Genomic DNA, 20,125 nt, shown 5'->3' with positions numbered 1-20,125 from the left:
AATTCGCAATCGTTTCCCACCTTGACCGAGACCCATCAACAGAGCGGGCGATTACGCTCCGAACCATGCCCAACAGCCCCTCCCCCACAGGCAGTACCGACGCAGTCGCCCTCACCGACCGTACGGACGACCGCCCCGTCTACGTCATCGGCGGCGGCCCCGGAGGCCTCGCCGCCGCTGCCGCGCTCCGCGACCGGGGCGTACGGGCGGTGGTCCTGGAGAAGGCGGACCGGGTCGGGGCCTCCTGGCGCGGCCACTACGACCGGCTGCACCTGCACACCACGCGCCGCTGGTCGGCGCTGCCGGGGCTGAAGATGCCACGCGCGTTCGGGCGCTGGGTGGGCCGGGACGACGTGGTGCGGTACCTGGAGAAGTACACCGAACACCATGAGCTGGAGGTGGTGACGGGCGTCGAGGTGAACCGGATCGACCCGGCCCCGACGGCTCGGGCGACTGGCAGCTGACCGCCACCGGCGGCCGGGTCCTGCGGGGCCGCGCGGTCGTCGTCGCCACGGGCTTCAACCACACCCCGCGCGTCCCCCGGTGGCCGGGCCGCGACACGTTCACCGGGGAGCTGCTGCACGCGGCGGCGTACCGGAACCCGGCCCCGTACGCCGACAAGGACGTCCTGGTGGTCGGCATCGGCAACACGGGGGCCGAGATCGCGGCGGACCTCGCCGAGGGCGGGGCCTCCCGGGTACGGATCGCGGTGCGCACCGCCCCTCACATCGTGCGCCGCTCCACGGCGGGCTGGCCCGCCCAGGCCACCGGCATCCTGGTCCGCCGGCTGCCGGTGCGGCTGGTGGACCGGGCGGGACGCCTGATGGCGCGGATCGCGGTACCGGACCTGTCCGCACAGGGGCTGCCGCGCCCGGAGACGGGCCTGTACTCCCGGGTCCGGGAGGGGGCGATCCCGGTGCAGGACGTGGGCCTGATCGACGCGGTGAAGACCGGCAAGGTGGTCCCGGTGGCGACCGTCGCCTCCTTCGACAAGAACGCGGTGGTCCTGGCCGACGGCACCCGCCTCACCCCGGACACGGTCATCGCGGCGACCGGCTACACCCGCGCCCTGGAGCCCCTGCTGGGCCACCTGGACGTGCTGGACGCGCGGGGCCGCCCGGTCGTCCATGGCGCCCGCACCCCGAAGCAGGCCCCGGGCCTCTACTTCACCGGCTTCACCAACCCGATCAGCGGGATGCTCCGCGAAATGGCCCTGGACGCGCGGAAGATCGCCAAGAAGGTGGCGCGGGCGCACTGAAGCCGCGCGCGGAGGAGGCAGAGGTGCCGTGGACGCCACGGCTGCTCCGCCGGAACGACCTCCGGCCGCGGGTGGACCACCGGACGGCCGGCCCCCGGCCGGACGCGGCGCCCGGCGCGCTCGGGAGTCCGAGGAGGTGACTACGGCGACATGATGACAACGGTGTGATTAATGGCGTGAGTTGTGGCGCATCTGTTCACAGGGGGATGCGGAGATCGCTAGCTTCCCCTCAACTCGTCCGTACCGGGAAGGACTTCTGTGAGCGCCTACGTTCGAAGATCCGTCGCCGCCCTCGCCGCCACCGCACTCGTGGCCCCTCTTCTGCTGGCATCGGCATCACCCGCCTCCGCCCACAAGGACAGCGCGGCCCAGGACGCCGCCGCCCTCTCGCGGGCGCTGGTGCGTGACGCGTCCGCCCAGGACGCCCGCAAGCACCTGGTGGCCTTACAGGCGATAGCCCGGGCGACGGGCGGTCACCGTGTCGCCGGGACGCAGGGGCACGAGATGTCCGCCGCGTATGTGCAGACGCTCCTGGCGGCGGCCGGGTATCGCGTCTCGACCCAGAAGTTCGACTTCGTCTACACCGAGACGCTGGCCGAGAAGCTCTCCGTCGTCTCCCCCCATCCGTTCGACGCCGAGATCAAGGCGCTCACCTACACCAAGTCGACCCCGGTCGGCGGGATCACGGCCCAGCTGGCCGCCCCGCCGATCGACGAGGACGGCACCACCGGCTGCGAGCCGGGCGACTACGCGGCGGGCGCGTTCACCGGGAAGATCGCGCTGATCAAGCGCGGCGGCTGCGCCTTCGGCGTCAAGCAGGAGCAGGCCGCGGCGGCGGGCGCGGCCGGGGCCATCATCTACAACAACATCGACGCCGGGTACGGCCCGCTGTCCGGCACCCTCGGCGACCCCGCCACCGGGAAGATCCCCACGGCCGGGCTGTCCAAGCCCGACGGGGACCGGCTCGCCGCCGACCTCGCCAAGGGCCCGGTGACGATCTCCTTCGAGGTCCGCCAGCTCCAGGAGACGCGCACCACGAAGAACGTCATCGCCGAGACGCGGGGCGGCGACGCCGCCGACACCGTGATGCTCGGGGCCCATCTGGACTCGGTGAAGGCGGGCCCGAGCATCAACGACAACGGCTCGGGCGCGGCCGGCCTGCTGGAGGTCGCGCTGAAGCTGGCCAAGAAGGAGAAGCAGCCGCGCAACAAGGTGCGGTTCGCCTGGTGGTCGGCGGCGGAGAGCGGTCTGTTCGGCTCCGAGCACTACGTCGAGAAGCTGACGCCCGCCGAGCGGCAGAAGATCAGGCTCTATCTGAACTTCGAGATCATCGCCTCGCCCAACTACGGCCTGTTCGTCTTCGACGGCGACAACTCCGACGGCCTCAACTTCCCCGCAGGACCGACGGGTTCGGCCCAGATCGAACAGGACATCACCACGTTCCTGGGCAACCGCGGCCTCCCCACCGCCGGAACGCCCTTCGTCGGCCGCTCGGACTACCACCCGTTCGTCCTCGCCGGCATCCCCTCCGGCGGTACGTTCACCGGCGCCGAGGCTCTCAAGTCACCGGCCGAGGCGGCGAAGTGGGGCGGCCAGGCGGGTGTCGCGTTCGACGTGAACTACCACGCGGCCGGGGACACGCTCAAGAACATCAACATGAAGGCGTTCGACATCAACATCGACGTCATCGCCAACGCGGTGGGCACCTACGCACACGACCTGGGCCTCCTCAAGGGCGGGAACCGGGACGGGCGCGACGGGACGTGATCGAGTAATCCAGTACGGGCCCGAGGCGGGGCCCGGCTCCCACCCCCGGTGCCCGGCGCCCCGACCAACGGCGTCCCGGCACCGGGGGTTTCCCGTTCCGTACCCGCGACTCCCGCCTCCCGGGCAGTCCGTCACCCTCCGCCCGAGACCTCCGGCGCCGGAGACGAGAACCTCCCCGCGTTCACCCCGGCCGAGGAGACCTACACCCTCTACGCGGACTGTACGGGGAAGGGTTCGGTCAGCCTCGTGGACCGGGACGACCCGGACGGCAAACCCCATCCGATCTCCTGCGATGACGTGCCGACCGTGGGGGTCGTCCACACGGAGGCCGTGCCGCAGCGCCTCATGGCCAAGGTCACCGGTGGGGCGGCGCAGTGGGCGATCGTCATCGTCCCGGGCGCCATGCGGGCCGTCTGACGGCCGTCGGCGCCCGTCCGCCGTGCAGAGGTGAGCGTCCGCCCCCCGGGCGGACCGTCCGGAACACTCATTCCTTCTGCCTATCGTGGCGCCATGGACGTGTTCGACGAGCTGTTGCGGGGCGTGCGGGGCAAGGGAGCGGTTTTCGGGCGGTCGGTGCTGTGGCCGCCGTGGTCCCTGCGCTTCACGGACGGGGCCTACCTGACGCTGTGCCTGCCGATGCGGGGGGCCGGGTGGATCGTGCCGGAGGACGGGGAGCCACTGCGGCTGGCGGTCGGGGAGGCCGCGATCGTACGAGGGCCGGCGCCGTTCACCTTCACCGACGAGCCGGAGAACGCGACGAAGGAAGCGGTACGGGAGGTGCGGTGGAGCGCCGACATGGCCGCCAGCCCTGAACTCGACGGTCCCACCGTGCTGTTGGCTGCCGCCTACGACGTACAGGCGCAGGTTCCCCAGCGGCTGCTCCGGGCCCTTCCGCCGGCCCTCGTCGTACCCGACGAGGACGACTGCGGGCCGCTGCGCGACTATCTGGCCGCGCAGATCGGCGGTGCGCGGCCCGGGCACCAGATCGTGCTGGACCGGCTGTTGGACTGGCTGCTCGTGTGCACCCTGCGGGACTGGTTCGACCGCCCGGAGGCCGAGCCGCCCGGGTGGTACGGGGCCCTCGGCGACGAGGTCGCCGGACCCGCGCTGCGGGCCATGCACGAGGACCCGGCCCACCCCTGGACGACGGCCGAACTGGCGGCCCGCGCCGGGGTGTCACGGACGACCCTGGCGAAACGCTTCACGGAGCTGGTCGGGGACGGCCCGGTCGCCTACCTGACCGAGTGGCGCATGACCCTCGCCGCCGACCTGCTGACCCGCCCGGAGCTGACGGTGGCGGCGGTGGCCCGACGGGTCGGCTACGCGGACGCGTTCGGCTTCAGCGCGGCGTTCAAGCGGCTCCGGGGCGAGAGCCCGAGCGCATACCGGCAGGAGGCCACGGCGACGGGCCCGGTACGGTCCGCCCCGACGGGATGAGGGGAGGCGGCTCACTCGGGAGGGGTGAGGGGGGCGGCGTCTCCGGTGGGTGAGGGGGCGCGCGGCACGGGGTTGCCGTCACGCCGTGACCACCGGGACACCTTCCGGGCGGCCCGCCAGCAGGCCGGCGATGTGGTCCGCGCAGCGCAGGGCGGCGGTGGCCATGGCGGTCCTGGTCATCCCGGCCACGTGCGGGGTCAGCAGCGCGTTCGGGAGGCCGAGGAGCGGCGAGGCGAAGGCCGCGTGCTCGTGCTCGAAGGTGTCGACGGCGGCGGCCGCGAGGGGGTGTGCGGGGTCCCGCAGGGCATCGGCGAGGGCGTGCTCGTCGACGATGCCGCCCCGGGCGGTGTTGAGCAGGACCGCCCCCGGCCGCATGAGCCCCAGCTCGGCTCGGCCGATCAGCCCCCGGGGGCGCTGGTGTGCGGAGGGGGTCCGTGGCGGGCCGGTCCGTCCGTGGACGGGGCCACCGGGTCTGTGAGCCCCCCCCGGGGGGGGGCCGACGGTCCGCGGAGGGCCGGCCCGCCTGCTCAGGGGCTACTGCTCGTTGGTGAACTCCTCCACCACGGTGGCGCCCAGCTCGCGGACGATCAGCTCGTGGCCGGAGAGGGCGGAGTCGACGAGATCCGGATCGTCGGCCTCCGCGGTGTCGTCCTCGGGGGCGACTGCGTACCCGCCGTGGGAGGGCTCGGGGGCGGAGGGAGCCGCGCCCCGACCCTCCGCGAACGCATCCACCAGGGCATCGGCGACGCCGACTACGTCACCGCCCTCAAGGCGCTCCGGCAGATGGTCCGCGACACGAGCGGCGACCCGGACCGGAGCCTGACGTAGGGGTCCTCACCCCCAGGCCCCCTCCGCCGCCGCGTCCCGGAACACCTCGGCGACGTCGCGCGGGGACCGGCCCAGGGCGCGGTGGACGCCGTCCTTCAGCGGGGCCTCCCGGCTCGTGCGGATCGGGTCCAGCGCGGCCGTCCAGAGCTCGGCCTCCACCGCCGGCATGCCCTGCGCGACCAGCCCGTCCCGGAAGGCGGCCTCCTCGACCGGGACGTAGGAGGCGGGCGTGCCGCCGGCCACCTTCGCGATCTCGTCCAGGACGTCGGTGACGCCCAGCGCGCGGGGGCCCGACAGCTCGTACACCTCGCCGTCGTGGCCGTCCTCGGTGAGCGCCGCCACCGCCACCGCGGCGATGTCCTCCACATCGACATACGCGGCCCTGCCGTCCCCGACCGGAAGGGCCAGCTCCCCGGCGCGTACGCCGTCGAGGAAGACGCCCTCGCTGAAGTTCTGGGCGAACCAGCCGGGCCGCAGGATCGTCCAGGCCAGGCCGGAGTCGCGCACGGCCTGCTCGCCCTTCAGGTGGGGGCCGCCGTCGAGGACGGAGTCGCCGAAGTAGCCAGGTACGTCGACACCCCGGGCGGAGAGCAGCACCAGCCGCCGCACCCCGGCGACGACGGCCCGCTCCACGAAGGCGGGTGTCGGGGAGGGCTCGGTGTCCAGCGGGACGATGTAGACGGCCTCGGCCCCCTCCAGGGCGGGCCCCCAGGTGTCCGGGGACTCCCAGTCGAACCGGGTCCCGCCGGACCGGGAGGCCGCCCGGGTCTCCACCCCCAGCTCACGGAGGCGGGCCACCACCCGGCGGCCGGTCTTGCCGGTGCCGCCGGTCACGAGGACCGGGGACGAGGGCCGGGTCGGGGACTGTGCGGGCGTCGTGTCTTCTGTCTGCGTCATGGGTCAAGCCTCACCGCAGGCCCCTGGCCCCGCCATGGCTCAGCGTCCGGGAGGGATGTCCGACCGTCCGGCACCCGGGGCGGAAACGGCCGAGGCCCGGATCCAGGGGATCCGGGCCTCGGCCGTGTGCCTTCAGTAGCGGGGACAGGATTTGAACCTGCGACCTCTGGGTTATGAGCCCAGCGAGCTACCGAGCTGCTCCACCCCGCGTCGGTGAACCCAACCCTACGCCACTTCGCACCCCTCCGTGACCAGCGGCGGCCCCCACCCCCGTACCCCCGGGAGCCTTTGCCTGCACGACCATTCCTGACGGGCCGTCAGTTCAGTAACCTGACAGTGCGTCAGCCAAATGCGCCTGCCCCACACGGACACCGGGCCGGCGGACCACGAGCAGGACCTTCGAGCAGGAGTGGCGGAACGATGCTTGGATCGACTCACGGCACCCTCACCACCGACTTCCGCGCCCGGGTGGTGGCCTGCGGCGAGGAGCCGCACGCCTCCGTCGTCAGCCTGCCCACCGCCACCCGGCAGGGCGGCCTCGACGTCAGCGGCCGGCCGTTGCAGCTGGCCGTGCCCGACCTGGACCGCTTCTTCCGGCCGCGCTCGGTGGCCGTCGTCGGCGCATCCGACACCGAGGGGCGCCCCAACACCGGCATCACCCGGCAGCTCATCGCCTGGGCCGAGCGGGTCGGGGCGCGGCTGCAACCGGTGCACCCGGCCCGCGACACCGTCTTCGGGCTGCCCTGCCTCCCCTCGGTCGCCGCCCTGCCCGAGCCGGCCGACCTCGCGGTCCTGCTGGTCGCCGACCCGCTCCCGGTGATCGAGGAGCTCGGCGAGGCCAAGATCCCCTTCGCCGTGGCCTTCGCCTCCGGGTTCGCCGAGACCGGGGAGGCGGGCGCCGTGGCGCAGGCCCGGCTGGCGGCGGCCGTGGAGCGGTCCGGCGTACGGCTGCTGGGGCCGAACACCAACCTGAACGCCTTCGAGGAGTTCCGGGACGACCTGGAGGGGCCCGCGATCGCCCTGATCACCCAGTCCGGGCACCAGGGCCGCCCCCTCCACGCCCTCCAGGAGCTGGGCATCCGGCTCTCGCACTGGGCGCCCACCGGCAACGAGGCCGACCTGGAGACTGCGGACTTCCTCGCGTACTTCGCCCAGCGCCCCGAGGTGGGGGCCATCGCCTGTTACGTGGAGGGGCTCAAGGACGGCCGTTCGTTCCTGCTCGCCGCCGACCGGGCCGCCCGCGCGGGGGTGCCGGTGGTGGCGGTGAAGGTGGGGCGTACGGAGGCCGGGGCCGAGGCCGCCGCCTCGCACACCGGGAAGCTGACCGGGGCGGACCAGGTGGTGGACGCGGCGATGCGGCAGTTCGGGGTGGTCCGGGTGGACGGCCTCGACGAACTCCAGGACACCGCAGCCCTGTTGGCCCGGGCCCGGCCGCCCCGGGCGGAGGGCGTCGCCGTGTACTCCATCTCCGGCGGCACCGGCGCCCACTTCGCCGACCTGGCCACGGCCGCCGGGCTGTCGCTGCCCGGCCTCTCCCCCGCCAAGCAGGACGAGCTGCACACCTGGATACCCGGCTACCTCAACGTGTCCAACCCCATCGACAACGGCGGCCACCCTGTCGGCGACCACCGCGGCCGGAAGATCATCGACGCCCTCCTCGCCGACCCGTCCGTGGGGGTCCTCATCTGCCCGATCACCGGACCGTTCCCGCCCATGAGCGACCGCCTCGCCCAGGACCTGGTGGAGGCGGCCGAAGCCACGGACAAGCTGGTCTGTGTGATCTGGGGCTCCCCCGTGGGCACCGAGGACGCCTACCGCACCACGCTCCTCGGCTCCTCCCGCGTCGCCACCTTCCGTACGTTCTCCAACTGCGTCACCGCCGTGAAGGCCTACCTGGACCACCACCGCTTCGCCAACGGCTACCGCTCCCCCTTCGACGAGGCCCCCCGCACCCCCTCCCCCTCCTTCCGCAAGGCGCGGGGCCTGATGCGGCCGGGCCAGCAGCTCAGCGAGCACGCGGCGAAGCAGCTGCTGCGCGCGTACGGGATCCGGGTGCCGCGCGAGCAGCTGGTGACCAGCGCGGCGGGCGCGGTCCGGGCGGCGGGCCCGGTCGGCTACCCCGTGGTGATGAAGGCCTCCGGCCCCCACCTCGCCCACAAGACGGAGCTGGGCCTGGTCAAGGTCGGGCTCACATCGGCCAGTCAAGTACGCGACGCATACCGCGAGTTGACCGACATCGCCCGCTTCGAATCGGTCGACCTGGACGGCATCCTGGTCTGCCAGATGATCGACCGGGGCGTCGAGATGATGGTCGGCGTCACCCACGACCCCCTCTTCGGGCCGACCGTCACGGTCGGGCTCGGCGGGGTCCTGGTGGAGGTGCTGCACGACACGGCGGTACGGGTGCCTCCCTTCGGCGAGAAGGACGCCCGGGACATGCTCGGCGAGCTGCGCGGCCGGGCCCTGCTGACCGGTGTGCGCGGCGGGGCGCCCGTCGACGTGGACGCGCTGGTGGAGGTGGTGCTCCGGGTCCAGCGGATGGCCCTGGAGCTGGGCGACGACCTGACCGAGCTGGACATCAACCCGCTGGTGGTGCTGGGGCGCGGCCAGGGCGCGGTGGCACTGGACGCGCTGGCGGTGTGCCGGTGAGCGCCGATCCCGTGGACGCGTCTCCGCGGTCCACCGTCCTCCACCGCACCACCGCCGACGGGGTCTCCTGGATCACCCTCAACCGGCCGGAGGCCATGAACGCCGTCACCTGGGAGCAGCGCGAGCGTGTCATCGCGCTGCTGGCCGACGCCTCCGCCGACCCCGCCGTACGGGCCGTCGTGCTCACCGCCACCGGGCGCGGCTTCTGCGCGGGCGCCGACCTGCGCGGCTCCCCCGCACCGACCCGGGGGCGGGTCCCCGGGGACGTCGCCCGGACCATCCGGCTCGGCGCGCAACGGCTCATCGCCGCCGTACTGGACTGCGAGAAGCCGGTGATCGCCGCCGTCAACGGGACCGCCGCCGGGATCGGCGCGCACCTGGCGCTCGCCTGCGATCTGGTGCTGGCGGCCGACACGGCCACGTTCATCGAAGTCTTCGTACGCCGGGGGCTCGTCCCGGACGGCGGCGGCGCCTATCTGCTGCCCCGGCTGGTGGGGCCGCAGCGAGCGAAGGAGCTGATGTTCTTCGGGGACGCCCTGACGGCGGCGGACGCGGAACGGATCGGGCTCGTCAACCGTACGGTGGGGGCCGGCGAGTTGGCCGGCCTCGCCGCCGAGTGGGCCGGGCGGCTGGCCTGCGGGCCCACCCGTGCCATCGCCCTGACCAAGCAGCTCGTGAACGACTCGCTCACCGCCGACCGGGCGACGGCGTTCGCCGCAGAGGCGGCCGCCCAGGAGATCAACATGACCACCCGGGACGCCGACGAGGGCGTCGCCTCCTTCGTGGAGCGGCGGACACCGGAGTACCGGGGGCGCTGAACGTCGTGCTCAGCGGCGCCCGACGGCGTACTGGGCCAACGTCCGCCGGTAGGGCGCCAGCCGGGAGGTCCGGCCGATCGTCAGGGCGCCGGTCAGGCGGCCCTCCCGGTGGTAGCTGACCTCCAGGCGCCGGGCCGCACGGTCGCACTCGTGGACCTTGGCCGTGTCGGCGAGCGCCGGGAGGCCCACCGAGCGGAGCCGGACCCCGTGGACGTCGGACCAGAAGGAGGGGACCTCGGCGAAGGGTGGGGCCGCGTCGCCCAGCAGCAGCGTACGGGCGGCCGCGGCGGCCTGTTCCACGGCGCCGGACCAGTGGCCGAGGGCGGGGGCCGCGCCGTCCGCCAGGGGCTGCGGGACCCGGGCCGCGTCGCCCGCCGCGACCACGCCGGGCACCACGCCGCCGTCCGGGAACAGGGCTCGCAGCCGGGAGTCCGTACGCACTCCGTCGGCCGCCTCGATCCCCGACCCGGCCAGCCAGCCGGTGGCCGGGGCCGCGCCCAGGGCCAGGACCGCGACATCCGCCGCGACGAGCCGGCCGCCGGCCAGGCGGGCGGCCCCGAGCGTGCCGTCCGGGCCGGTCCGGTACTCGGCGACCGTGGTGCCGGTGCGCAGGTCGATGCCCGCCTCCCGGTGCAGCATCCCCACGAACGCCCCGGCCTCCACGCCGATCGCCCGCTCCAGCGGTACGGCCGCGGCCTCCACGAGCGTGACGTGGAGACCCAGCGCCCGGCCTGCGGCGGCGACCTCACCGCCGAGGAAGCCCGCGCCCACGACGAGCAGCCTCCGCGCGGGGAGGAGCGCGGCCCGCAGCGCCGTCACGTCGTCGCGGCCGCGCAGGGTGAACACCCCTTGCCCCCGGCCGGGTTCGCCGGCCGTCGCGCCGGACCGGGCAGTAGCCCCGGTGGCGATCAGGAGGCCGTCGTAGGGCAGGCGGGTGCCGTCGGCGAGGGTGACGATCCTGCTGTACGGGTCCAGCCGCACCGCGGCCCTCCCCAGCAGCCAGCGGGCCCCGAGACCGTCGGGGACCGGGAGCCCGGTGTCGGCGGGGGCCGGCGCCGTCAGGAACTTCTTCGAGAGCGGCGGGCGGTCGTACGGGGCGTGCGGCTCGGCCCCGACGAGGGTGAGGTTTCCGGTGAACCCCTCGGCGCGCAGGGTCGTCGCGGCCCGCAGCCCCGCCAGCGAGGCCCCGACGATCACCACGTCACGCGGATGGCCTGCGGCGCTCACGGGGCGGCGGCCACGGTGATGGCGCGGACAGGGCAGGAGGCGGCGGCCTTCTCGGCCACCTCGCGCAGCCCCTCGTCCGGGGTGGCTTCGTACAGGAGGAAATCGTCGTCGTCGAACGAGAAGATCTCGGGGGCGGCGAAGACGCAACTGCCGTGGCTCTCGCAGAGATCCAGGTCCACGGTGATCCGCATGATGACTCCGTCAGAGGTAGGGGTACGCGGCGCCCGGCCGGGCGGGGCGCCACGTCACGTACAGCGACATCAGCCGGTCGTCGGCGGGTTGAAGCGGGAGTAGGCGGGCTCGGTCCAGCGCAGCGGGGAAGCCGCCGCGATCTCCCGTACGGCGGCGATCTCGAACTCCACCAGCCGCTGCGCCCCCGGCGTACGAGCCACCTCCTCCTCGTCCCACACCGTGCGGGCCGAGCCCGTCAGGTGCAGGGAGGTGCCGGTCTTCCAGCCGGGGACCAGGAGACCGGCGGCCGGGTTGAGTTCGAGGTTGCCCAGGGTCAGGAACATGGCGTTGCCCACGTAGTCGGGCCAGCGCAGGAGCCGGGGCGAGAGCACCTGGACGAAGCCGGGGTTGCCGCCCCGGTGCGAGGCGTCGGCGTCGCCCCGGTCGGAGGCGGTGGCGACGAAGAAGGTGTCGGCGGCCCGGAGCGTCCGCTGCTGCTCGGGGCTCAGCTCCGCGCTGTCGACTGCCGTACGGGGTACCGGAGTCGACGCAGCCGGGTGGTGGTCGCGTTTCTGGATGTACTTGGGGCAGTTGGAGATGACCTGGTCGAGTTCGACGCGCAGCCCGTCGCCGTCCCGGACCGCCCGGCCGTTCATCCGCATCCGGCGCCGGGTGGCCGGTTCGATGCCGATCATGCCGATCGGGACGGCATCCGCACCGAAGCCGCTTCCGGCTCCGGCTCCGGCTCCGGCTCCGGCTCCGGCTCCGGGCCCAGCTTCGGCCTCGGCTCCGGCTCCGTCCGTAGCCGCGACCCCGGCTCCCGTCAGGACCGCCGCGAGCGGGTCCTCCGGCGGGGGCAGCATCCCGATGTTCAGGGTGTGCGGTCCGGGTACGGTCAGGAAGCCCGGCTCCCCGGTGAGCTGCGTCGCCCAGATCCGGCCCCGCTCGTCCGCGCCTCCCACGACCACGTGGGGCTGGTCCGCCAGGAAGGCCACCGCCACATCGGGGACCGTGTTGCCGATGGCGCCCCGCGCGTGTCCGGCCTGACGGGCGAAGCCCGCCCGCTCCTGCACGGCGATCTCGCCGCGGTGGTAGCCGCCCGTGCTGCCCATGCCGCCCATGGTTCTGCCTTTCGCTGAGAGTGCGCGCGGATCGTCCCTGGCCGCCGCCTAGAAGAAGCCGCAGGTGGGAGCCCCGGAGGTCGGGGCGTCGGCCGGGTCGGCGCCCGTGGAGGCGTAGATCTCCAGGCGGATGCCGTCGGGGTCGGAGAAGAAGATGCCGCCCGACGTCCCGGTCTCCCCGTGCGGCACGACCCCGTCGTAGGCGAACGTGGCGCCGAGCGACCGCAGGACCTCCTCGGTGGCCCGGATCTCCTCGACGGTGTCCACCTGGAAGGAGAGGTGGTGCAGGCCGGGCAGCGCGGGGGCGAACATGCCCTCGCTCTGCTGCCACAGGGTCACCACGAGCCGGGAGTCCCGCCCGAGGAAGGCCCAGCGGCGGTCGCCGTCCTTGCCCTCGCCCAGCAGCTCGAAGTCGAAGACCTCGCGGTAGAAGGCGATCGAACGGTCCAGGTCGGTGACGTTGAGGCCGATGTGGCCGGTCCGCAGGTTCTTCGCCTTGCTCATGGATCGGTCCCCACTCTTTCGGTCGGGGCCGCGAGGCCACCTCGCAACCAGTAAAAGTGAATTTAAGGGTTAGAACGAGGGCCGTCAACCGGTGAAAATCTCTTGTCCGGTTAGAATCGAGGGAGACGCAACGCGACGGAAGGAACCCCTGCCGTGCCGCAACCCCCCGGGCCCGACCCCCGGCCACTCATCGGCGAACCGCTCGCGCTGGACCTGCTCAACACCCGCTGGATCGGCGCGGACGGCCCGCGTGACCTGCTGGAATCCGAGAGCGGCCTGGCGATCTGGCTGAACAGCGAGCAGGTACGCACCCACACGGCCCCCCTCGCCCCACCCGTCGGCCGCGCCACCCTGGACCGGCTGCTGGAGACCCGTAGGGCACTCGAAGCACTGACCGCGGCCGCCACCCGGCGGGAGCCGGCCGAACCCGCAACGGCGGCGGCGCTCAACGAGGCGCTCTCCCACGGGCGCATCCGCCGCACCCTGGGGCCCGACGGGCTGCCGGAGTCGACGGTGGAGCTGGACGATCCGACCTGGGGACCCGCCTGGCTCGCGGCCGACAACTGGCTCCACCTGGTGGCCGACCGGCCCGACCGCATCCGCCCGTGCGCCAACCACACCTGCGTCCTGCACTTCTACGACATCTCCAAGAACGGGACACGCCGCTGGTGTTCGATGGCCGGCTGCGGCAACCGGGCGAAGGCGCAACGCCATTACGCGCGCCGCACCGGCGCGTGAACGGGGCCCACCCGCCTGGCACATGGGTTCACATCTGACGATGCGTCAGCTCTAATGGCCGGGTGATGGGACACGCAGGCATGGCCGCCACCGCCGTCCGGTACCTCAGGTCCGTCGGCGCCGCCACGACAGCAGACCGGCCGCAGCCGCCTTCGCAGACGCTGCCCCGGCCGGATCTCAGGGCCGTCCGGGACGACGAGCGGCTCCCCGTCGACCCGGCCGAATTCCGCCGCGTACTGGGCCACTTCGCCAGTGGCGTCACCGTCGTCACCGCGCACGACGCGGACGGGCCGACCGGCTTCGCCTGCCAGTCCTTCGCCTCGCTCTCGCTGGACCCGCCGCTGGTGGCCTTCATGGTCGCCCGTACGTCGACGACCTGGCCGCGCATCGCCCGTGCCGGGGTCTTCTGCGTCAACATCCTGGGGGTCGAACAGGGCGCGCTCTGCCGGGGGTTCGCGGTGAGCGGGGCGGACAAGTTCGCGGGGGTGGCGTACGGGGAGGCCCCGGCGACCGGGTCACCGCTCCTGGGCTCCGTACCGGCCTGGATCGACTGCCGCGTCCACGCCGTCCACACCGGTGGTGACCACCTCATCGTGGTGGGCCGGGTGGCGGCGCTGGGGGCGGCGGCGGAGGGGGAGCCGCTGCTGTTCCACCGGGGGGTGTTCGGCCGGTTCAGCCGCTGATCCCCGCCCCGGAAACCGGCCGGTTCAGCCGCCGGCGGCCCCCGAAGCCGCCCTTGCCCGCCGGATCACCAGAGACATCAGCGCCGCGACCGCGCACAGCGCCCCCGACGCGTACCAGACCACGTCGTAACTGCCGAAGACATCCCGCGCGACCCCGCCGAGGAACGCCACGGCCGCCGCACCCACCTGGTGCGAGGCCAGCACCCAGCCGAAGACGATCGCGCTGTCCTCCCCGTACTGCTCCCGGCAGAGCGCCAGCGTCGGCGGGACCGTGGCGACCCAGTCCAGACCGTAGAAGACGATGAAGAAGATCATCGGCGGCCGTACGTCGGGCGCCATCAGCATCGGCAGGAACAGCAGCGAGATCCCGCGCAGGGCGTAGTAGACGGCGAGCAGCCGGCGGGCGTCGAAGCGGTCGGTGAGCCAGCCCGAGAAGATCGTGCCGACGACGTCGAAGATCCCGATCACCGCGAGCAGCGAGGCGGCGGCCGTGATCGGCATGCCGTGGTCGTGGGCGGAGGGGACGAAGTGGGTGCGGATCAGGCCGTTGGTGGACGCCCCGCAGATCGCGAACGTGCCCGCCAGCAGCCAGAACGGGCCGGTGCGCGCCGCCTGGAACAGCACCTTCACCGTACGGCGCGCGGCGCCCGGGGCGGGGCGGGCTTCGCCGCGTACACACCGCCGTACGGGGCGAGCCCCACATCGGCCGGGTGGTCGCGCATCAGCAGCCAGACGAACGGGACCACGACCAGGGCCGCCAGCGCGACGGTGATGGAGGCGGGCCGCCAGCCGTGCTCGTCGACGATCCAGGCGCAGAGCGGGAGGAAGATGAGCTGCCCGGAGGCCCCGGCGGCGGTGAGGATGCCGGTGACCAGGCCCCGGCGGGCGACGAACCAGCGGTTGGTGACGGTGGCGGCGAAGGCCAGCGCCATGGAGCCGGTGCCGAGGCCGACGAGCAGGCCCCAGTAGATCATCAGCTGCCAGGAGGCCGTCATCCAGACGCTGGCGAGCGCCCCGGCCGCCACCATGGTCAGCGCGGTCGCCACGACCCGGCGGATGCCGAAGCGGTCCATGAGCGCGGCGGCGAACGGCGCGGTCAGGCCGTACAGCGCCATGTCGATGGAGACCGCGAGCCCGATCTCGCCGCGCGACCAGCCGAATTCGGTGTGGAGCGGGTCGATGAGCAGCCCGGGGAGCGAGTTGAAGGCCGCGCCGCCGATGATCGTCACGAAGGTGACGGCGGCGACGATCCACGCCCGGTGGACGCGGGGGCGACGGCGGTGCGTCTCGCGCGGTGGCCCCTGCTCGTCGTCCTGGGCGGCGCTTTCGATGGTCTCGGTCACGGGGAACAGCTTCTTGGCCCGGCCGTTCTCCCGCGAGTGGCCGGAAGGACATGGTTCGCAGGGATCAGGCCACTCCTGCGCGGCCCGGCGTCGGGGTCCGGCGGCCCCTGCACATGCCATCGCCGTCGATCAGCGCGCGGCCGTCCGGCCGGGCACCTCGTATCCCGGTCCCGGTGCCGGGGGCGGTAGCTGTTCGTGGCGGGTGCGGTCCGCCGGCAGGCCACCGCCCATGTCCTGGAGGTCATCGAGATGCGGCGGGCCGAGGCCCGGCAGAGGACGAAGGCGTGGCGAGCCGCCGGGCCCCCACGTGGACGCCCCAGGCCGCCGCCGCGCCCACCGCGTACCAGAACAGGTCCGGGGCGTTGAACGTCGAGCCGAGCACCAGCCGGGCAGCGGTACTGCGGGCGGAGAGTTCGGCGGGGACGCCGGTGAGCTGGAGGAGTTCGACGGCCCAGCTCAGGGCGAGCGCGGTCCCGGCCACGGCGACGGGCCGCGCACGGGGCGCGCAGAAGGCGACGAGGGCGCAGAGCAGCACCGTATAGAGCGCGCTCCCGGCGTACTTGGCGAGGGCGCCGCCGTCCGCCCCGGCGCGCACACCGAGGCCGGCGGCGACCGTGACGACGGCGGCACCGGCCGCGAGCGCGCGGGCGCGAAGGGCGGAGCGCGGCTCCGGTGAGGCGGGGCCGGGCACGGTGGAGGCGGGTACCCGCGAGGCGGGGCCCGGTGAGGCGGGGCCGGGTTCCGGTGGGCTGAGGCCGGGCGCGGTGGAGCCGGGTACCCGCGAGGCGAGGCCCGGTGAGTCGGGGCCCGACGGCAGGCCCCTCACGCGAGCCCCATCCTCTTCAGCTGCCGGATCGGCCGGGCCACCAGCAGCACCGCCACCACCCCCACGTTGATCACGGCCGCCGCCACCAGCAGCTCCGGCGCGCCCACCGCCTCGGCCACCGGGCCGGCCAGGGCACGGCCCGCCGCGACCATCAGGAGCGAACCGGCCACATCGTAGGCGTGCAGCCGGTTCAGAGCCTCCGGCGGGACGTGCGTCTGGACCGTGGTGGACCACATGACCAGCCAGAAGGCGGCGGCCGCCCCCGCCAGCAACTGCCCCGCCGCCAGCACCGGCAGCGGCATCCCGAGGGCCAGCACCACCAGGTTCACCGCGACGAGGGGCAGCGCGACGGCCCCGGCCGCGAGGGGGTGGGACGGCCGCAGCCGCAGGGCCGTGAGCCCGCCGACGACGCTGCCCGCCCCGCTGACCGCCATCAGCATGCCGTACGCCCCCGAGCCGTGCTCCTGGGTGACCAGGACGGCGGTGAGCGGGAGCATCGGGCCGAGGACCGCGAAGCCGTAGACGGTCCAGACGGCGATCACCCCCCAGAGCCAGGAACGGGCCCTGAACTCCCGCCAGCCGTCGGCGAGTTCGGCGGTGAAGGTGCCGCGTACCGCGTCGTCGTGCGGGGCGGGGGCCAGGCGCATCAGGAAGAGGCAGGCGCCGGAGACCGCGAAGGTGGCCGCGTTGGCCGCGTAGACCGCCCCGGCGCTCGCGAGGCCGACGAGCACGCCCGCGAAGGCGGGGCCGGCCATGGTCATCAGCGCCTCGGAGACCCGCAGGACGGCGTTGGCGCGCTGGACGTCGGTGGCGACGCGGGGCACGGTCGAGGCGACGCCGGGCTGGAAGAGCGCGGCGCCGACCCCGGCGACGGAGCTGAGGACGTAGACCGACCAGAGCGGCGGGTTGCCCACGGCGAACGTGACGGCCAGCACCGAGGCGCCGATCAGCCGCAGCGCATCGGCGATGATCATCATGCGGCGCGGGGTGAACCGGTCCGCGAGCACCCCGCCGAACAGCACGAACACCGCCAGCGGCCCCATCCAGGCGGCCAGCGCGAACCCGACCGACGAGGCGGGGCGGCCCGCGCCCAGCAGCCCGGCGGTGAGGGCCACGGGGATCATGCCGTCGCCGAAGAGCGCGACCGTACGGGCCACGAAGAAGTAGCGGAAGTTACGGTTCCAGAGCCCGCCGGAACCGCCGGGGCCCCCGGGACCACCGAGGCCTATCGAGGCCGGGGAGGGCAGCGGCGGGAGCGGCGGCGGGGTTGGAGTGTCACGCGAGGCGTCGGGAATGGGCTCGGTCTCTGTCGGCTTCTCCATCACGTCGCTAACCTGTACCAGCCCATGGTCTATACCAGCCAGTGAGTTTCACCCGGTAGGACCGACCGGCGCCCTTCAAGGAGGCCCGCCATGCCGCACCGCGTCACTGTCCTGGCCCTGGACGGACTGCTCCCCTTCGAACTGGGCATCCCGGACCGGATCTTCGGCCGCTCCCTGGAGCCCGTACCGGGCAACAGGGGCAGGAAGCTGTACGAGGTCGTGACCTGCTCCATCCGCCCGCCGGGGCCGGTCCGGACCGACTCCGACTACGCGATCCTGGTGGAGCACGGCCCCGAGGCGCTCGCCACCGCCGACACCGTGGTCATCCCCGCCTCCTGGGAACTGGGCCCGGTCTTCGAGGAGGGCAGGCTCACCGAGGAGCTGGCCGCCGCCCTCGCCCTGATCCGGCCGGGCACCCGCATGGTCTCCATCTGCACCGGCAGCTACGTCCTGGCCGCCGCCGGCTACCTGGACGGCCGCCCCGCCACCACCCACTGGTCCTCCGCCGACCACTTCCAGCGCACCTTCCCGCAGGTCCGCGTCGACCCGGACGTCCTGTTCATCGACGACGGCGACGTCCTCACCTCGGCCGGGGTCGCCGCCGGGATCGACCTCTGCCTCCACCTCGTACGCCGCGACCACGGGTCGGCCGTCGCCAACGAGATCGCCCGGCGCACGGTCGTCCCGCCGCACCGGGACGGCGGCCAGGCCCAGTACATCCACCGCCCGGTCCCCGAACCGCAGTTCGCGACCACCACCGCGGCCCGCGCCTGGGCGCTGGGACGCCTCGACCGGCCGATCCTGCTGCGGGACATGGCCCACCAGGAGTCGATGAGCGTACGCACCTTCACCCGCCGCTTCCGGGAGGAGGTGGGCATCAGCCCCGGCCAGTGGCTGACCCAGCAGCGGGTGGAGCGGGCCCGCCACCTGCTGGAGTCCTCGGACCTGTCGATCGACCAGGTGGCCCGCGACGCGGGCTTCGGCACGGCGACCTCCCTGCGCCAGCACCTCCAGGCGGCCCTGGGCGTGCCGCCGACGGTCTACCGCCGCACGTTCCGCCGGGCCTCGGCGGACACCCCGTAGGCAGGGTTACGCGCTCCGCCGCAGCAGACTTTCCAGCTCGGCCGCGAAGAGCTGCTCCGGGTCGAAGCGCATGCCGGTGAAGTGGCCCGCCAGCTCCAGGGAGAGGACCCCGTGCATCCGGGTCCAGAAGGTCATGGCCAGGTGCAGGGCGGCGGGCGGGGCGGGGTGGGCGCCGGCCCAGTCACGGTGGTCGGCGAGGTGGGCGGCGAACGGGGCGTCCGGGGCGTCCTGGGTGAGTGCCGCGCAGGCGGTCAGGAGGGTCGCCATGATCTCGGAGGAGATGGCGGTGGTGTCGTCGGGCGCGTGGTAGCCGGGGACCGGGGTGCCGTAGAGGAGGAAGTACCGCTGCGGGTCCTCCAGCGCCCAGCCGCGCAGCACGTGCGCCAGCCCTGACAGGTCGGCACCTTCGGCGGCCGCGGTCCGCAGGGTGTCGGCGAGGCTGCGGTACGCGTCCCGGATGAGCTCGGTGATCAGCTCGTCCCGCCCCGCGAAGTAGCGGTAGAGCGCGGGGCCGCTCACACCCATCTGTTTGGCGATCGCGTTGAGGGAGAGCGCGGAGGCGCCCGCCGTGGCGATCTGCTCCCAGGCGTGTTCCTTGATCTCCGTACGGACCTGGGCGCGGTAGCGCTCGCGCGGGGTCGCGGCGTCGGGCTTCGCCATGGGGTGTCACCTTCTCCGGCCGCAGGGCTATCTATTCAAAGTTTCGTTAGAAGGTATCACGAAACCCGTTGACCCCTTCAGTGCGCGTGCGTTACAACTTCTAACGAACGAATCAAGTGCTCACCGATGGAGGCCCGTCATGCCCCGCGCCCGTGCTGCCCGTGCCCGCACCGCCGCTCTCCTCACCGTCCCGCTCGTCGCCGCCGGGGTCCTCGCCACCGCCGCCGCGCCCGCCGGAGCGGCCACCACCACCCCGCGCCCCGGAGCGCCCCTCACCTGCCAGGGCAAGGGCGTCGACGCCGAGGCCCTGGTCCGGGCCCGGGCCGAGACCGTCATCGACGCGCCGCTGAGCGCCGTCTGGAAGCTCCAGACGGACGTGGAGCGCTGGCCCGCCTGGCAGGCCCACGTCACGGGTGTGGACCGGCTGGACCACGGGCCCTTCCGCCCGGGTTCGGCGTTCCGGTGGACGACCCCGATCCCGCCGAACCCGGCGACTCCCGCCACCAGCCTGGACATCACCTCCACCGTCAAGCAGCTGAAGCCCAACTCCTGCATCCGCTGGACCGGTCCCGCCGTCGGTGAGGGGCTGCGCATCGACGGCGTACACGTCTGGAGCTTCACCAAGGTCTGGGGCGGAGTCCTCGTGCGTACCGAGGAGACCCACACCGGCGAACAGGTCGACGCGAACGTCCCCTTCGCGACCGAGATCCTCCAGCAGGGGCTGGATGGCTGGCTGGCCGATCTGAAGACCGCCGCCGAGGCGCGGTCCGGCGGCCACCGCCCGTGCTGAACC

At 73.6% G+C, this 20,125-nt stretch carries 19 protein-coding genes, 1 tRNA gene and 2 pseudogenes; 10 read left to right on the top strand and 12 right to left on the bottom strand.

Features of this window, described 5'->3' with window-relative positions:
• Positions 1–65: 65 nt before the first annotated feature.
• From D6270_RS19945 to D6270_RS19930, 4 genes and pseudogenes are all read left to right on the top strand, one after another.
• A pseudogene (locus tag D6270_RS19945) lies at positions 66–1,258 on the top strand (flavin-containing monooxygenase).
• A 258-nt stretch (positions 1,259–1,516) separates the two neighbouring features.
• Positions 1,517–3,025 (top strand): M28 family peptidase, encoded by a 1,509-nt coding sequence (locus D6270_RS19940; RefSeq protein WP_109164206.1) that lies wholly within the window; start codon positions 1,517–1,519, stop codon positions 3,023–3,025.
• Between the two features lie 48 nt (positions 3,026–3,073).
• Positions 3,074–3,442, top strand: coding sequence for a hypothetical protein (locus tag D6270_RS19935; RefSeq protein WP_109164207.1), 369 nt, complete (start codon positions 3,074–3,076; stop codon positions 3,440–3,442).
• A gap of 93 nt (positions 3,443–3,535) precedes the next feature.
• Complete coding sequence (locus D6270_RS19930; protein ID WP_109164208.1) at positions 3,536–4,462, top strand: AraC family transcriptional regulator; 927 nt, start codon at positions 3,536–3,538, stop codon at positions 4,460–4,462.
• A gap of 78 nt (positions 4,463–4,540) precedes the next feature.
• On the opposite strand, the gene D6270_RS19925 is transcribed toward D6270_RS19930, so the two are convergent.
• The 4 genes from D6270_RS19925 to D6270_RS19910 all read right to left on the bottom strand — a co-directional run bounded on the left by D6270_RS19925 (position 4,541) and on the right by D6270_RS19910 (position 6,397).
• On the bottom strand, positions 4,541–4,993 hold the full coding sequence (locus D6270_RS19925; protein WP_264081549.1) for an NAD(P)-dependent oxidoreductase: 453 nt from the start codon (positions 4,991–4,993) through the stop codon (positions 4,541–4,543).
• A 3-nt stretch (positions 4,994–4,996) separates the two neighbouring features.
• Entirely contained in the window at positions 4,997–5,194 is a 198-nt protein-coding gene (locus tag D6270_RS19920) for a hypothetical protein (RefSeq protein ID WP_109164209.1), read from the bottom strand.
• A gap of 102 nt (positions 5,195–5,296) precedes the next feature.
• Complete coding sequence (locus tag D6270_RS19915; protein WP_109164210.1) at positions 5,297–6,187, bottom strand: NAD(P)H-binding protein; 891 nt, start codon at positions 6,185–6,187, stop codon at positions 5,297–5,299.
• 136 nt (positions 6,188–6,323) lie between these two features.
• Positions 6,324–6,397: transfer RNA gene (locus tag D6270_RS19910), tRNA-Met, on the bottom strand.
• 210 nt (positions 6,398–6,607) lie between these two features.
• Here D6270_RS19910 and D6270_RS19905 point away from each other — a divergent pair.
• Positions 6,608–8,836 carry an acetate--CoA ligase family protein gene (locus tag D6270_RS19905; protein WP_109164211.1) on the top strand — a complete coding sequence of 743 codons (2,229 nt, stop codon included), beginning with the start codon at positions 6,608–6,610 and terminating at the stop codon, positions 8,834–8,836.
• On the top strand, positions 8,833–9,654 hold the full coding sequence (locus D6270_RS19900; protein ID WP_109167354.1) for an enoyl-CoA hydratase/isomerase family protein: 822 nt from the start codon (positions 8,833–8,835) through the stop codon (positions 9,652–9,654). Before D6270_RS19905 ends, D6270_RS19900 begins: the two co-directional genes overlap by 4 nt.
• A 9-nt stretch (positions 9,655–9,663) precedes the next feature.
• Here D6270_RS19900 and D6270_RS19895 read toward each other — a convergent pair whose 3' ends face one another.
• The 4 genes from D6270_RS19895 to D6270_RS19880 all read right to left on the bottom strand — a co-directional run bounded on the left by D6270_RS19895 (position 9,664) and on the right by D6270_RS19880 (position 12,677).
• Positions 9,664–10,881, bottom strand: a complete 1,218-nt coding sequence (locus tag D6270_RS19895) for an NAD(P)/FAD-dependent oxidoreductase (protein WP_225976910.1) — start codon at positions 10,879–10,881, stop codon at positions 9,664–9,666.
• Positions 10,878–11,072, bottom strand: a complete 195-nt coding sequence (locus D6270_RS19890; RefSeq protein ID WP_109164213.1) for a ferredoxin — start codon at positions 11,070–11,072, stop codon at positions 10,878–10,880. Before D6270_RS19890 ends, D6270_RS19895 begins: the two co-directional genes overlap by 4 nt.
• A 69-nt stretch (positions 11,073–11,141) precedes the next feature.
• Positions 11,142–12,164 carry a pyridoxamine 5'-phosphate oxidase family protein gene (locus D6270_RS19885; protein ID WP_109167355.1) on the bottom strand — a complete coding sequence of 341 codons (1,023 nt, stop codon included), beginning with the start codon at positions 12,162–12,164 and terminating at the stop codon, positions 11,142–11,144.
• Positions 12,165–12,221: 57 nt separating this feature from the next.
• A complete protein-coding gene (locus D6270_RS19880) occupies positions 12,222–12,677 on the bottom strand; it encodes a VOC family protein (protein WP_109164214.1) in 456 nt (151 codons plus the stop codon).
• A 153-nt stretch (positions 12,678–12,830) separates the two neighbouring features.
• Between D6270_RS19880 and D6270_RS19875 the strand changes: the two genes are divergently transcribed.
• Together D6270_RS19875 and D6270_RS19870 are read left to right on the top strand one after the other, a co-directional pair.
• On the top strand, positions 12,831–13,415 hold the full coding sequence (locus D6270_RS19875) for a CGNR zinc finger domain-containing protein (RefSeq protein WP_109164215.1): 585 nt from the start codon (positions 12,831–12,833) through the stop codon (positions 13,413–13,415).
• Between the two features lie 80 nt (positions 13,416–13,495).
• Positions 13,496–14,098 (top strand): flavin reductase family protein, encoded by a 603-nt coding sequence (locus D6270_RS19870; protein WP_109164216.1) that lies wholly within the window; start codon positions 13,496–13,498, stop codon positions 14,096–14,098.
• A gap of 24 nt (positions 14,099–14,122) precedes the next feature.
• Here D6270_RS19870 and D6270_RS19865 read toward each other — a convergent pair.
• The 3 genes and pseudogenes from D6270_RS19865 to D6270_RS19855 form a co-directional block, all read right to left on the bottom strand.
• A pseudogene (locus D6270_RS19865) lies at positions 14,123–15,441 on the bottom strand (MFS transporter).
• A gap of 241 nt (positions 15,442–15,682) precedes the next feature.
• Positions 15,683–16,132, bottom strand: coding sequence for a ribosomal maturation YjgA family protein (locus D6270_RS19860; RefSeq protein ID WP_109167357.1), 450 nt, complete (start codon positions 16,130–16,132; stop codon positions 15,683–15,685).
• 131 nt (positions 16,133–16,263) lie between these two features.
• Positions 16,264–17,589: an MFS transporter gene (locus D6270_RS19855; protein ID WP_109164217.1), complete on the bottom strand. Its 1,326-nt coding sequence runs from the start codon at positions 17,587–17,589 to the stop codon at positions 16,264–16,266.
• Positions 17,590–17,679: 90 nt separating this feature from the next.
• Here D6270_RS19855 and D6270_RS19850 point away from each other — a divergent pair, with 90 nt between their 5' ends.
• On the top strand, positions 17,680–18,672 hold the full coding sequence (locus tag D6270_RS19850; protein WP_109164218.1) for a GlxA family transcriptional regulator: 993 nt from the start codon (positions 17,680–17,682) through the stop codon (positions 18,670–18,672).
• A gap of 6 nt (positions 18,673–18,678) precedes the next feature.
• Here the strand turns inward: D6270_RS19850 and D6270_RS19845 are convergent, their stop codons facing one another.
• Positions 18,679–19,332, bottom strand: coding sequence for a TetR/AcrR family transcriptional regulator (locus D6270_RS19845; protein ID WP_109164219.1), 654 nt, complete (start codon positions 19,330–19,332; stop codon positions 18,679–18,681).
• A gap of 139 nt (positions 19,333–19,471) precedes the next feature.
• Here D6270_RS19845 and D6270_RS19840 point away from each other — a divergent pair, with 139 nt between their 5' ends.
• Positions 19,472–20,122 carry an SRPBCC family protein gene (locus D6270_RS19840; RefSeq protein WP_109164220.1) on the top strand — a complete coding sequence of 217 codons (651 nt, stop codon included), beginning with the start codon at positions 19,472–19,474 and terminating at the stop codon, positions 20,120–20,122.
• Positions 20,123–20,125 lie beyond the last annotated feature (3 nt).

Source organism: Streptomyces griseus subsp. griseus, from assembly GCF_003610995.1.
In the GTDB taxonomy this organism is placed as follows: Bacteria; Actinomycetota; Actinomycetes; order Streptomycetales; family Streptomycetaceae; genus Streptomyces.
The sequence above is the reverse complement of the archived record's forward strand: the minus strand, read 5'-3'. Positions and strand labels throughout refer to the sequence as shown.

Excerpts from the sequence above, each read along its gene's own strand:
- D6270_RS19930 (WP_109164208.1), top strand. The coding sequence starts at position 3,536 with ATGGACGTGTTCGACGAGCTGTTGCGGGGCGTGCGGGGCAAGGGAGCG.
- D6270_RS19915 (WP_109164210.1), bottom strand. The coding sequence starts at position 6,187 with ATGACGCAGACAGAAGACACGACGCCCGCACAGTCCCCGACCCGGCCC.
- D6270_RS19905 (WP_109164211.1), top strand. The coding sequence starts at position 6,608 with ATGCTTGGATCGACTCACGGCACCCTCACCACCGACTTCCGCGCCCGG.
- D6270_RS19890 (WP_109164213.1), bottom strand. The coding sequence starts at position 11,072 with ATGCGGATCACCGTGGACCTGGATCTCTGCGAGAGCCACGGCAGTTGC.
- D6270_RS19885 (WP_109167355.1), bottom strand. The coding sequence starts at position 12,164 with ATGGGCAGCACGGGCGGCTACCACCGCGGCGAGATCGCCGTGCAGGAG.
- D6270_RS19880 (WP_109164214.1), bottom strand. The coding sequence starts at position 12,677 with ATGAGCAAGGCGAAGAACCTGCGGACCGGCCACATCGGCCTCAACGTC.
- D6270_RS19870 (WP_109164216.1), top strand. The coding sequence starts at position 13,496 with ATGGCCGCCACCGCCGTCCGGTACCTCAGGTCCGTCGGCGCCGCCACG.
- D6270_RS19855 (WP_109164217.1), bottom strand. The coding sequence starts at position 17,589 with ATGGAGAAGCCGACAGAGACCGAGCCCATTCCCGACGCCTCGCGTGAC.
- D6270_RS19850 (WP_109164218.1), top strand. The coding sequence starts at position 17,680 with ATGCCGCACCGCGTCACTGTCCTGGCCCTGGACGGACTGCTCCCCTTC.
- D6270_RS19845 (WP_109164219.1), bottom strand. The coding sequence starts at position 19,332 with ATGGCGAAGCCCGACGCCGCGACCCCGCGCGAGCGCTACCGCGCCCAG.
- D6270_RS19840 (WP_109164220.1), top strand. The coding sequence starts at position 19,472 with ATGCCCCGCGCCCGTGCTGCCCGTGCCCGCACCGCCGCTCTCCTCACC.